Raw genomic sequence first — 12,525 nt, 5'->3', positions numbered from 1 at the left:
CCGGGTGATCCAAATTTGTGACATCCCCGTACCACTTCCATGTTAAGTACGAACACAACTCTGGACCGGCCCCGCTCGCCACTGCATGTGTCGATGAAAGCGGCTTCGGAAGAATCCGGAATAGTTCGGCAAAGGTCTGCGGAAGTGACAGCCAAAGACAGGGAAAACGAAGACTGGGTCGCGTGTGTTGCACTGATCCGAGAAGAAAAGGACCAACAGGCCTTCGGCAGGTTGTTCCAGCACTTTGCGCCGCGCGTCAAAGCTTTCTTGATGCGTTCCGGAGCCGAGGAGAGCCTGGCCGAGGAGTGTGCGCAGGAAGTCATGGCGACCTTGTGGCACAAGGCGCATTTGTTTGATCCAGCCCGCGCGAGCGTGGCCACCTGGATCTTTACCATCGCGCGTAATCGCAAGATTGACGCGTTGCGCAAACAGCGCCGCCCCGAGCCGGAGGACTTGCCCTGGGGTGCGGAGCACGAACCGGACCAGGCAGACGCCCTGGCCCTGCAACAGGAGAGTGAACAGCTCGGTGAAGCCATTGCCGCGCTGCCCGACAATCAACGGGTTCTGATCGAGAAAGCCTATTTCGGTGACCTCAGCCATCGCGAGATTGCCGACGCAACCGGCCTTCCCCTAGGGACGATCAAATCCAGAATTCGACTGGCGCTGGATCGCCTGCGCCATGCCATGAAGTGAACACGCTATGACTGAAACGATCAAACATCACCTGACCGACGCCCTGCTGATCGCCTATTCGGCGGGGACATTACCCGAGGCGTTCAGCCTCACTGTAGCGGCCCATGTGAGCCTTTGTGACGAATGCCGCGCAAGGCTTGGCGCCTTTGATACAGTGGGCGGCGCGCTTGTCGAAGACAGTGCCGAGGCGGAGATGGACGACGGAAGCCTGGAGGCAACCTTGGCGCTGATCGCCTCTGGTGCCCCTGACGATAAACCCGCCCCCGGGGCAAGCGATAGCGTGCTGCCTGCGCCGATCCGCGACTATATCGGTGGCGATCTCGATACCGTGAAATGGCGGCCGGTCGGCATGGGTGTGAAACAGGCGATTTTGCCCACCTCCCGCGAGGCCACCGCTCGACTGCTGTATATCCCCGCAGGGGCAGCGGTGCCGGATCATGGCCACCGCGGCACCGAGCTGACGCTCGTCCTGCAAGGGGCCTTCGCAGACGAGACCGATCGTTTTGGACGCGGTGACATCGAGGTTGCAGATGAAGATCTGCATCACACGCCCGTGGCCGATATCGGAGCGGATTGTATCTGCCTCGCCGCCACGGACGCGCCTCTCAAGTTCAAGGGACTTCTGCCGCGTCTGGCCCAGCCTTTCCTGAAGATCTGAGGCCTCCAACCTGCGATCACACGCTTGTTTCGTATCCCCGCCGGAGCTTCCGGCGGGGATATTTCTTTCAGGAAAGCCGAACACGCCCGGCAAGCTCAGGGGCTGTAGAAACTGGTGTAGGGAATGTAGTGAACGGGATCACCCGGAGCGATCTCCGCAGCTCCGTCCGGCAGTTCCACAAGCCCCTCGGCCCAGCTCAGCCCGCTGATCCGCCCGGAACCTTCCGAGGCAAAGACCTCGACCCGTCCCTGCCGCACCCGCGCGCGCAGGAATTCGCGGCGGCCGGGTTTCTTTTTCTTCGAAAAGGCGGCGGGCAAGGTGAAACCTTGGGGGATGCTCCAACCGGCCCCCGAAAGCGCGGCCATCGCGGGCGCCGCGAAAATCAGAGTACAGACAAGCGCCGCCACCGGATTGCCCGGCAGGCCAAAAATCGGGGTACCCTTCCAAAGACCCAGCGCCAGAGGGCGACCCGGTTTAATCGCAATACGCCATTCGGCCATGGCCCCCGCCTCATTGAGCAGGGCCGAGACATGGTCTTCGTCCCCGGCCGAAGCGCCGCCTGAGGTCAGGATCATGTCGGCCTCTTCCGCCGCCCTGTCGAATGCCGCACGCAAAGTGGCGCGGTCGTCCGGCTGAATGCCGAGGTCAACAGCCACATGACCAAGTCGCTCCAACAAGCCAATCAGCATCGGACGATTGGCATCATAGATCTGCCCCTCACCCGTGGGCTGGCCAGGCGCGCGCAACTCGTCCCCTGTCGACAGGACAGCCACGCGGAGCGGCGCATAGACTTGAACCTCATCCCCTCCGACCGCCGCAATCAGTGCAAGATCAGCCGGGGTCAGTCTGCGCCCCGCATCGAGAACGACAGCTCCCTCGACAACATCCTCACCCGCCTTGCGCGTGTTGGCGCCGGGTTTCAGACCTGCCCGAAACGCAATCGCGCCCTGCCCAAGCGTCACGTCTTCTTCGAGTATCACCGTATCGACGCCCTCCGGCAGGGCCGCCCCGGTCAGCACCCTGATCGCATGGCCGTACGGGACCACGCCACTGAACGGCACACCCGCAGCCGCACGCCCGTCGCAAAGCGGCAGAACCTGATCGCCCTCGCCAAGACAGGCATGTGCAAATCCGTAGCCATCCACCGCCGTGTTGGGCTGTGGCGGGTTGGAGCGCTGCGCAATAACGGGGGCCGCCAGGACGTGACCAAGCGCGTGATCAATGCGGCGCGTTTCGACGGCGACCACCGGATGTAAACGTTCCCGCAGCATTTCAAGGGCAATGTCCACCGGGGTCCAGTCCACCCCTGCCGGCAAGGCAAAACAATCGTCGCGCAAAGGCGGCGGACGCAACTGAGATGTCGCCTCCTGCTCGGCGGCGGCGGTCAGTTTGTCCTCAAAGCCCAACCCCATGATCCATCCTTCCTCGGGTGCGGTCACGTCTAACATGGCGCGCAGATCGGGCGCGGGCAAGCGGGCAAGTGCGCGCGCAAGCAGTGCCACCTGATGCGCATCGCGTATTCCACCACCGGCCTCGGCGCGCTTGACGACAGGATTGATCAGCCCAGGCCAGATTTCGATAAGTGCTACCGACGCATTGAGCGGCTCAAATGGCCAGGCCATGATCTGATCGCCAAAGCGTCGTTTGAGCCGGGCCAGAACCGGCAATCCGGTCAGCACCTGCCCCCCCACCGCTCCTGCGCCGCCCACCTGCCAACAGGTAAAGGCCCCCGTCGTCTGCTGCTCTGCCGTACGAAATTCGGGCATTCCGTGCCCGTGCCGCGTGTCACGACGCGGCAAATGAGCGATGTCGCGCTTCAACCCGTTGAACCAGAAGGGCCCGATGCCTGGAAAGCGCGCGTTGATCTCTCCGGCCAGATCGAAGCGATTGTTCCCGCGCGGGGTGTCTTCGATACGCGCCTCCAGCCACTCCCAGAGAGCAAAAGGATCACTTGTACCCGTGAGAGCGCGGGCAAAACCCGCAGGATAGCCAAAAGGAAAATCAAATCCGATACAAAGCCGTCGGCCGGCCGTCAGCTCCTGCTTGATCAGGGTGGCAATCGCATCCTCGGCCAGGGGCCTGTTGCGCAGGTATACTGGCGCCTCGGCCTGACCTCCACGCACCACCGCCATCCAGATGGCATCTTTCCGAGGCGTCGGCCCGGTATCATTACCCCCGGACCAATCGACCACGGCAAAACTGTCGAATGTGGTCACAAACCAAGCTCGGCAAGGATGAAATCAGCGATCTCGGCCGTCGCGTTCAGGTCAAATACCGGCCGCCCCTCCACCGTGACCGGCGTGTCACTCGCCACAGCGCGAACCGTCGGATCATCAGGCGCAATCAGAGCGTTGCCTGTTTCGGCGCGGAAGGCTTCCACTTTGGGGTGCGGGTCGCGTTTGTAACCCTCGACAAGGACCAAATCCACCGGGCTCATCTTGGACAGAAGTTCCGGCAGTTCCGGCTCCGCGTCCTCGCGCAGCTCATGCATCAGGGCAAAGCGCTTGCGTGACGCCAGAAGCACCTCCTTCGCGCCTGCCTCTCGGTGGCGGAAACTATCCTTGCCGCGCTGATCCACATCGAAAACGTGATGCGCATGTTTGATCGTGGATACGCAATACCCGCGCCCGGTGATCTCGGCCACAAGCCGCTCCATCAGGCCGGTTTTTCCAGCGTTCTTCCAGCCCACAACACCGTAAACCTTCATGACTGCTCCTTCAGCAGGGTCTGCGCCCTTGCCAGATCCTCTGGCGTGTTGACGTTGAAAAACGGATCGCCTGCGGTGTCAAACACCGCTTCGCGCCCATCATGCTTGCCGGTCCACAGGATAACCTTGCGCAGCCCGTCCTTCAGGGCAGCGCGCAGATCATCCCGCAAGGCCACCGGCCAGAGGCCAAAGGTGGGATGCCGGATGAGACCGGACCGGGACATAGATTTCGTCTCTTCCCCGTCGGCACGCGGCGTCGCGGCAAGCACCAGAGGATGTGTCTGACCCTCTGAGCAGGAAAGCAACCGCGCCACCAGGTCATCCGGAAAAAACGGTGTATCGGCCGCCACACTTACCACCAGGTCAGCCCCCTGATCCGCCGCCCAGTCAAGCCCGGCAAGCACACCGGCCAGCGGGCCGGGAAACTCCGCGATGCTGTCGGCCACAACTGGAAGCCCAAACCGCTCGAAACGCTTGGGATCACCATTGGCATTGAGCGCCAGACCCGAAACCTGCGGTGCCAGCCGCGCCATCACCTGATCCAGCAGCACGCCATCGCCCAAGGGCAGCAAACCCTTGTCACCGCCGCCCATGCGCGTGGCCTGCCCACCCGCGAGGATGATGCCCAACGGAGTGCTCATCTTTTCACGGCCCATGCGGTCAGCGCAAGGTCAGGCCGTTCTGCAGCCCGGCCTTCGGGGAACCATCTAACAGGCAAGACAACTTGTATTTCGGGATCAAACTGAAACATGTCCGCCTCCCCCATATGCGTGACGGCAATCCTCTCCCACACAAGACGCAGATTCGAAACATGATCGCTCAGGCGTCTGAGGGTGGCGCGCACCTCGTCTATCCGAAAAGTGATACCAAATGTCCTGGGATCTGAGGTCATGACAGCTTCCCAGCCTTTGCCGCGCGAAACCAGCCCTGCAACGCCTCGCGCAACCCGCCGGTATCGCCGCCCTGCGACGCAAACAGGCGCTCGGGGATGACAATGCCCTGATTGCCCTGCACTGCCACCAGAATGCCCTTGCCTGTCATGAGGTCCGAGATATCGCGCCAATCGGTCAGGCTTTCACTAAGGTCACTACTGAGGCGAATACCACGCGCGCTGAGACGGATCCGCGGCGTTTCCTTGGTCAGTGCAAATAGATAAGCGCGGGCAGAGCGCCAAAAAATCGCCGCCTGCAAGCCGAACACCACAAGGAAGAACATGGCCAACAAGGTGTAAAAGAGCCAAGATCGACTTTCCAAGCGGTGCCCAAGCCACCCCGCCAGAGCATAGGCAAGCATATATGCCACAAGCGCCAGCCCCGCACCACGCACAAAAGAGTAAGCAAAGGCGGCCACCCGCCAGCGGCCCGAATAGATCGCTCTTGAGGTCAGCTTCATCCCCTGCCGAACCTCACCCTGTGTTGGCTGATACGGCGCGCTCCATTCCCGGTCGCTCACGCGGCACCCCCTTTGCGCCGGTGCTTTCGGTCTTCCTCTGGCACCGCGCCTGGGTCCGCATCGCGCAAAAGCCGCTCTTCCCCGCTCAGGCAGACAAACCTACGCCCGCGCATCCGTCCGATCAGGGTCAGCCCCACTTCCCGTGCGATCTCCACCCCCCACGCGGTGAACCCTGAACGTGACGCCAGAACCGGGATGCCCATGAGCGCTGTCTTGATCACCATTTCCGAGGTCAGCCGGCCGGTGGTGTAAAGCGTCTTGTCCGCTGCACTCACCTTCTCCGACAGCATCCAGCCCGCGATCTTGTCCACCGCGTTATGTCGGCCCACATCCTCCATATAGACCAGCGGCTGCGCCCCCTGGCACAGCACGGTGCCATGGATGGCGCCTGCTTCGAGGTACAGCGAGGGCGTCCGGTTGATGCGCGATGCCAAAGCATAGAGGTCTGAGGTTTTCACCTGCACCTGCGGCAGATGTACCTCTTCCAGGCCCTCCATCATGTCGCCAAAGACCGTGCCCACCGCACAGCCGCTTGTGCGCGTCTTTTTCTTCAGCTTTTCCTCATAGGTGGTCTGCCCATCGGTGCGCACCACGACCGTTTCCAGATCCTCGTCATAGTCCACACCGGTGACGGTTTCGCCGTCGCGGAGCATCCCCTGATTGCGCAGGAACCCAAGCGCCAGATATTCTGGATAATCCCCGATGGTCATTGCCGTGACAATCTCCTGCCCATTCAGGAAGATCGTCAGCGGACGCTCTTCGACCACCGATATTTCCGTCTGCTGGCCGTCATGATCAACGCCGGTGACCGCCCGCGTCAGGCGCGCCGCCGTGGGATCAGGGGCAATGAGGTACCCGCTAAGGTCGTCTTCGGTGGCCAATTGCATCTCCTTCGGCAAGGGAGTAACCCGCTGCGACACATCCGCTAACCTATGGCCCCTCCGTGCAAAGACAAACCCCGAAATCCGCCTTCTGGCAAGGCTTTGGCGACGGTGCACCGTTCATCCTCGTGCTGATTCCGTTTTCCACCCTCTTCGGCGTGGTCGCGGCAGAGGCGGGGCTGAGCGTGCTGGAGGCGCTGACCTTTTCCATGGCCGTGCTCGCGGGGGCCGCGCAGTTCACGGCACTACAGCTTCTGACCGAAGGCGCGCCGACGCTGATCGCGATTGCCACGGCGCTGGCGGTCAACCTGCGCATGGCGATGTATTCAGCCGCCCTGACGCCGCTGCTGGGCTCCGCACCTCTCTGGCAACGCGCCATCGCCTCCTATTTCATCGTCGATCAGACCTATGCCTGCTCGGTGGTCAAATTCGAGGATAATCCGGATTGGACCATGACCCACAAGCTCGCCTATTTCTTCGGCGTCGCGGCCCCCGTGGTGCCCTTCTGGTACGGGTGCACTATGCTGGGCGCGTGGGCGGGCACGGCGATCCCCGACAGCCTCGCGCTCGACTTCGCCATCCCCATCACCTTCCTCGCGATCATCATGCCGATGCTGCGCACCTTCGCCCATGTGGCCGCCGCAGGGGTGGCCATCGTCGCCTCGCTGATCTTTGCGGGCCTGCCCTTCTCCATGGGCATCCTCGTCGCCGGGTTCCTGGGCATGATTACCGGAGCATATGTGGAGACGCGCATGATCAGGGCAGGGACATGGCGATGATCGAGACATCGACGCTCTGGCTGGTGATCGTGGCTGTGGGCCTCGGCAGCTACCTGATGCGGTTTTTGTTCATCGGCCTCATCGCCGACCGCGAGCTGCCCGCCTGGCTCCTGCGCCATTTGCGCTATACCGGCGTGGCGGTGCTGCCTGCTTTGGTGGCCCCTCTGGTGCTCTGGCCCCCCGCCACCGATGGCCAGTTCGACCCCGTGCGGATGACCGCCGCCTGCGTGACTGTGGGGGTGGGGTATCTCACGCGCAACGTGCTGCTGTCGATCCTGGCAGGCGGGGTGAGCTTCTATGTAGGGTTGGGGTTGGTGGGGTAGGTCCGGCAACAAATCCTTTTTGACTTGCAAAAAAGTGATTGGTTTAGACCTCAACCTCCACCTCTTCCTGAGCCCCCACCCCAAACACCCGCTTATACCGCTCGATCTCGCTCGCAGGCCCCATCGCCTTGCGCGGATTGTCCGACAGTTTCACCGTGGGCCGTCCGTTTGCCGCCACGGCCTTGCAGACAAGTGAGAACGGCGCCAGCGCGTCATCCGGGGTGAGCCCGCGGAAATCGTTGGTCAGGAGCGTCCCCCAGCCGAAGCTCACATTCACCCGGCCGGAAAACTGCGCGTGCAGTTCGATGATCTTGTCCACGTTCAGCCCGTCCGAGAAGATCACCAGTTTCTCGCGCGGGTCCTCCCCGCGCTCCTTCCACCAGCTTATCGCCGTCTCTGCCCCGGCAGCCGGGTCACCGCTGTCGATCCGGATGCCCGTCCAGTTGGCCAGCCAGTCGGGCGCGTTCTTCAGGAACCCTTCGGTGCCGTATGTATCGGGCAGGATGATCCGCAGGTTCCCCTCATGCTCCTCATGCCAGTCCGACAGAACGTCATAGGGCGCGCGGGCCAGTTCTTCGTCCGTCTCGGCCAGGGCGGCATAGACCATGGGCAGCTCATGCGCGTTGGTTCCAATAGCTTCGAGGTCGCGGTTCTTCGCGATGAGGCAGTTCGACGTTCCGGCAAAAGCCCCTCCCAGCCCCTCACCCATGGCCTGCACGCACCAGTCCTGCCAGAGGAAGGAATGCCGTCGCCGCGTGCCGAAATCAGCGATGCGCAGGCCCTTGATGGGCCTGAGCTGTTCCACCTTCTCCCAGACTTTCGTCATCGCGCGGGCATAGAGCACCTGCAGCTCAAACCGGCGCATGTTGTGCAAGACCGCCCGCGAGCGCAGTTCCATCAGCACCGCCAGCGCCGGGATTTCCCACAGCATGACCTCGGGCCAGTTGCCCTCAAAGGTCAGCTCGTACTGACCGTCATGTTTTTCAAGGTGGTACGGCGGCAGGCGCAGAGCCTCGAACCATTCCATGAATTCCGGCGTGAACATCTGCCGCTTGCCATAGAACGTGTTCCCCCGCAGCCAGGTGCTTTCGCCACGCGACAGCGACAAGGAGCGGATATGGTCCAGCTGTTCGCGCAGCTCGCCCTCATCCACCAGATCGGCAAGGCGGATGCTTTTGGTGCGGTTGATCAGGCTGAACGTCACCTGCGTATCCGGCTTGTTGCGGAAAATCGACTGACACATCAGCAGCTTGTAAAAATCCGTGTCGATCAGAGACCGCACGATCGGGTCGATCTTCCACTTGTGGTTATGCACGCGAGTGGCGATGTCCATGGGGTGGCTCCGGGTCTATTGCGGCGCTCAGGGTATGCGAGAATCCCGGGTGGCGGCAAGGGCGCGCAACGCTTTCACCACGCCGCGGGATCAAGTTCAAAGATCAATGCAAGCTGCTCATACACCTCGGGCTCTCCTTCCCTGAGCTGTCGTGGTTGCTCAAAGAACATCTCGACCGCCACCGCGAAAAACTCCTCGTAGCCCTCTGCGCCATAGGGGTCGAGCACGGGGCGGCGCCCACGTTCAACTGCGTCCACATGCCGCTCGAATGCCGACACGATCGCCTGTTCATACGCATCGCCGCTCTGGCCCTTGCTCATCAGCGGTGCACCGTCGGTGTGGCCCGACAGGTCGTCGATCTGATGGGCAAATTCATGAAACACCACGTTGTGTCCGTCATCAGGATTTGCCGCGCCCTGATCCGCATGCGCCCAGGACAGGATCACCGGCCCCCGCGTCCAGCTCTCGCCGCTGCGGATGATCTCGGCCTCCTGTACGACATAGCCTTGTCGCCGCTGCTGAAGTGATTTGAAGGCACCGGGATAGATGAGAATGGTGGTCAGATGATCGTACCAACGCCCGGAATTGGCCACCAGAAGACAGGCTTGCGCGGCGATCGAAAGACGCATCTCGTCACTGACCTGAAGGCCACCACACCCCCGAAACGTTACCTGATCAAGAAAGAGCCTGATCTTGCCCTCAAGCGCAGGGCGCAGCTCTGCGGGCAGCCTGAGCGTCAGGGGCACATGCGCGGCAACCACATCGCGTTCGGCCTCCGTCAGCGGAGAGGCGAGCAAAACCGCGCGCTTTCGCCGCTTGCGCCAGGCGCCATACACAACCCATCCCACCAGCAGAGCGGCCGACCCAAGAACAAGGTACAGCATTCAAACCCGCCCAGCGGTGATCCGAGCCGAGCCACACATCACGCTAACACGACACCCGCCGCACGCATTCCGGACTGCGCGGCAGCAAGCGAGCCATCCATGTCAATCGCACGGCAAAGATCCTGCCGGACGGTCACCGCATATCCGAGTTTTGCCGCATCCACTGCCGAAAAGTTCACGCAAAAATCCGTGGCCAGCCCGACCATGGTCAGTTGCTCGATCCCGCGTGTTTGCAGATACCCATGCAGACCGGTTGGCGTTGTGTGGTCATTCTCAAAGAATGCCGAATAGCTGTCGACGACCGGATTATAGCCCTTGCGCACAATCATATCGGCACGATCAGTGTTCAGACCGGCATGAAATGCGGCACCGGACGAGCCTTGCACGCAATGATCGGGCCACAGCACCTGTGAGCCGTAAGGCATTTCGATCATCTCAAAAGGCGATTTGCCGTCATGCGAGGACGCGAATGAAGAATGCCCCGCCGGATGCCAGTCCTGCGTCAGAATGACGGCTTCGACATCATCCATCAGCGCATTGATGCCCGGGACGATCTCATCCCCCTCCGCCACGGCCAGCGCACCGCCGGGGCAGAAATCATTTTGCACGTCGATGACAATCAGGGCATGGGTCATGTGGCTCCTCCTTTTAAGGTTAAGGGGTAGGGACTACGGCACTGCACGTCAATTTCTATTAGATTGCGGCGCGGCCTATGCCGTTGCATCCGGCCTGAGTTTCCATATTCGAAACAGCCCGGCGGCAGATCATGAGACTATGCACCGTGCGCGGTCATAGCAGTGTCTTGGCCACAGATACGCCTGATTGTTGCCATGTTTCAGCCTCAATCCAGAAGCCAAGCTGACGCAAGGTCACCAGTTGCATTCTTTCATTCCTCAACTGCCAAAGGATCCATTCATGACACCCGAAAATTCTACACGCTGGAGTGCCAGCGACAGCTTTGAATTCAATTGGCTGGCAGCCAAGGGCGGCAACGGTGGCAAGCCCAGCGGCACACCGGGCGGCGGCAATGGCGGCAGCGACCCGGCTCCGCAAGTCGGCAGCTACACCAGCGGCACACCGGATGGCGAGACGGATCATTTCAACATCCAGCTCAATTTCCTTGGCGACGGCTGGACCGTCGAGGCGATGAATGCCTTTGCGGCCACCGCCGACTTCCTGTCCAGGCTGATCACCGTGGGCCTGCCGGACGATGACGGCATCGACGATCTGGTGATTGACGTGACCATGACCAGTATCGACAGCATCGGCGGCACGATTGGTCAGGGGCGGCCCACGGCCGTACGTACCAGCGATGGGAGCAGCCCGGATGGCCTGCCCGTGTCAGGCGAGATCTTTATCGATGTCAATGATGTTGGCAGCCTTCTGGCGCAGAACACGCTGGACGACCTGGCGCTTCATGAAATTCTGCACGTCATGGGCTTTGGCACGCTCTGGGAGGTGCCCGGTGTTCGCGACTGGCTGTCCGATCCGGTATTTGTTCCCAATCTTGAAACCCGCAATCCCAATGATGGCGAGACGCTGAAAACCTATACAGGCGGCGCGCTCAGCCCCGAAGGCACCGCCCCCCTGGTGGAAACCGAAGGGTCGCTTGGCCATTGGCAGGAAGCAGCCTATGGCGATGAGTTGATGACAACCGTCTTCAACCCGCTTGGCAATTACCTGTCGCAGATGACGCTCGATGCCATGGCGGACCTTGGGTATGCGATTGACGATCAGGTCGGCGCGGAACTTGCGCTGTCGATTGATCTGATTGCGAATTACACTGCCGAAGATTTCGCCTTTGCCTGACAAAAGCAGGTCGCGGCGCGGCGCTAAGGACGTGCCGCGACCTCTTGCCGGGACCGCGCCAAAGCCTTAGAGGCTTGGGCCATGTTTACCATCGCTGCCCTTTATCACTTCACGCGCTTTGAGGACCCGGCTGCAATTCAGGGCCCCCTTCTGGCGATCTGTGAAGAGAATCATATCTCCGGCTCGCTCCTGCTGGCGCACGAAGGCATCAACGGCACCATTGCTGGGCCGCGCTCTGGTATCGACGCGGTGCTAAGTCATATTCGCGCCCTGCCCGGCTGCGCCAATCTGGAACACAAGGAAAGCACCTCTGCGGAACAACCCTTCCGCCGCCTCAAAGTGCGGCTGAAGCGCGAGATTGTCACTATGGGCCAGCCCGATGTGGATCCGCGCGCACGTGTCGGGCATTATGTGGAGCCGGCTGAGTGGAACGAACTTATCCGCAGCCCGGATGTGGCAGTGATCGACACCCGTAATGATTACGAAGTAGCGATAGGCACATTCGAGGGGGCGATTGACCCCAAGACCGATAGTTTCCGCGACTTTCCAGCGTGGTGGGAGGCCAATAAGGAGCGCTTTCACAACAAACGCATCGCGATGTTCTGCACTGGTGGGATCCGGTGCGAGAAATCCACCAACTACCTGCTGGGTCAGGGCATGGAGGACGTTTATCACCTCAAGGGCGGGATACTTAAATATCTCGAAGAGGTGCCGGAGGAGGAAAGCACCTGGCAGGGCGACTGCTTTGTGTTTGATGGGCGTGTCTCTGTCTCGCACGGGCTCAAGGAAGGCCCGCACAAGCTTTGCTATGCGTGCCGTCGGCCGATCCTTCCTGCCGATATGGACCGGCCCGAATATGAGCATGGCGTCTCCTGTCATCAATGCATCAGCGAGACCTCCGAAGACGACAAGGCCCGTTTCCGCGAGAGACAAAAACAAATCGCCCTTTCCGAAGCGCGCGGCGAAAACCATATGAACTTCCTCTGAGCCGCCAGTCAGGCTATCT

General features: G+C 61.3%; 14 protein-coding genes. 6 read left to right on the top strand and 8 right to left on the bottom strand.

Annotation, left to right across the window (positions count from 1 at the left end):
• Positions 1–93: 93 nt before the first annotated feature.
• Both EI983_RS00980 and EI983_RS00975 read left to right on the top strand, forming a co-directional pair.
• On the top strand, positions 94–693 hold the full coding sequence (locus EI983_RS00980) for a sigma-70 family RNA polymerase sigma factor (protein ID WP_198389356.1): 600 nt from the start codon (positions 94–96) through the stop codon (positions 691–693).
• A 7-nt stretch (positions 694–700) separates the two neighbouring features.
• Positions 701–1,351, top strand: coding sequence for a ChrR family anti-sigma-E factor (locus tag EI983_RS00975; protein ID WP_157705429.1), 651 nt, complete (start codon positions 701–703; stop codon positions 1,349–1,351).
• Positions 1,352–1,446: 95 nt separating this feature from the next.
• Here the strand turns inward: EI983_RS00975 and EI983_RS00970 are convergent, their stop codons facing one another.
• From EI983_RS00970 to fdhD, 5 genes are all read right to left on the bottom strand, one after another.
• Positions 1,447–3,567 (bottom strand): molybdopterin-binding protein, encoded by a 2,121-nt coding sequence (locus EI983_RS00970; RefSeq protein ID WP_198389355.1) that lies wholly within the window; start codon positions 3,565–3,567, stop codon positions 1,447–1,449.
• Positions 3,564–4,058: a molybdopterin-guanine dinucleotide biosynthesis protein B gene (mobB, locus tag EI983_RS00965; protein WP_157705428.1), complete on the bottom strand. Its 495-nt coding sequence runs from the start codon at positions 4,056–4,058 to the stop codon at positions 3,564–3,566. Before mobB ends, EI983_RS00970 begins: the two co-directional genes overlap by 4 nt.
• The gene (gene mobA / locus EI983_RS00960; protein WP_157705427.1) at positions 4,055–4,699 is read right to left on the bottom strand and encodes a molybdenum cofactor guanylyltransferase MobA; all 645 of its coding nucleotides are present in this window, start codon (positions 4,697–4,699) and stop codon (positions 4,055–4,057) included. Before mobA ends, mobB begins: the two co-directional genes overlap by 4 nt.
• Positions 4,700–4,946: 247 nt before the next feature.
• A complete protein-coding gene (locus EI983_RS00955; protein WP_157705426.1) occupies positions 4,947–5,510 on the bottom strand; it encodes a hypothetical protein in 564 nt (187 codons plus the stop codon).
• On the bottom strand, positions 5,507–6,397 hold the full coding sequence (gene fdhD, locus EI983_RS00950; protein ID WP_157705425.1) for a formate dehydrogenase accessory sulfurtransferase FdhD: 891 nt from the start codon (positions 6,395–6,397) through the stop codon (positions 5,507–5,509). Before fdhD ends, EI983_RS00955 begins: the two co-directional genes overlap by 4 nt.
• 56 nt (positions 6,398–6,453) lie before the next feature.
• On the opposite strand from fdhD, the gene EI983_RS00945 reads away from it, so the two are divergent.
• Both EI983_RS00945 and EI983_RS00940 read left to right on the top strand, forming a co-directional pair.
• Positions 6,454–7,170 carry an AzlC family ABC transporter permease gene (locus EI983_RS00945; RefSeq protein ID WP_157705424.1) on the top strand — a complete coding sequence of 239 codons (717 nt, stop codon included), beginning with the start codon at positions 6,454–6,456 and terminating at the stop codon, positions 7,168–7,170.
• Entirely contained in the window at positions 7,167–7,493 is a 327-nt protein-coding gene (locus EI983_RS00940) for an AzlD domain-containing protein (RefSeq protein ID WP_157705423.1), read from the top strand. Before EI983_RS00945 ends, EI983_RS00940 begins: the two co-directional genes overlap by 4 nt.
• A 43-nt stretch (positions 7,494–7,536) precedes the next feature.
• On the opposite strand, the gene pncB is transcribed toward EI983_RS00940, so the two are convergent.
• From pncB to pncA, 3 genes are all read right to left on the bottom strand, one after another.
• Entirely contained in the window at positions 7,537–8,826 is a 1,290-nt protein-coding gene (pncB, locus tag EI983_RS00935; protein WP_157705421.1) for a nicotinate phosphoribosyltransferase, read from the bottom strand.
• Between the two features lie 74 nt (positions 8,827–8,900).
• Positions 8,901–9,710, bottom strand: a complete 810-nt coding sequence (locus EI983_RS00930) for a M90 family metallopeptidase (RefSeq protein ID WP_157705418.1) — start codon at positions 9,708–9,710, stop codon at positions 8,901–8,903.
• A gap of 38 nt (positions 9,711–9,748) precedes the next feature.
• Positions 9,749–10,345, bottom strand: coding sequence for a bifunctional nicotinamidase/pyrazinamidase (pncA, locus tag EI983_RS00925; RefSeq protein WP_157705414.1), 597 nt, complete (start codon positions 10,343–10,345; stop codon positions 9,749–9,751).
• A 280-nt stretch (positions 10,346–10,625) separates the two neighbouring features.
• Between pncA and EI983_RS00920 the strand changes: the two genes are divergently transcribed.
• A complete protein-coding gene (locus EI983_RS00920; RefSeq protein ID WP_157705412.1) occupies positions 10,626–11,519 on the top strand; it encodes a M8 family metallopeptidase in 894 nt (297 codons plus the stop codon).
• Positions 11,520–11,600: 81 nt separating this feature from the next.
• Positions 11,601–12,506 carry an oxygen-dependent tRNA uridine(34) hydroxylase TrhO gene (gene trhO, locus EI983_RS00915; RefSeq protein ID WP_157705410.1) on the top strand — a complete coding sequence of 302 codons (906 nt, stop codon included), beginning with the start codon at positions 11,601–11,603 and terminating at the stop codon, positions 12,504–12,506.
• The last annotated feature ends 19 nt before the right edge of the window (positions 12,507–12,525 follow it).

The organism is Roseovarius faecimaris (assembly GCF_009762325.1).
Lineage (GTDB): Bacteria > Pseudomonadota > Alphaproteobacteria > Rhodobacterales > Rhodobacteraceae > Roseovarius > Roseovarius faecimaris.
Note: the sequence above shows the minus strand (reverse complement) of the source record. Positions and strands in the feature narration are given on the sequence as shown.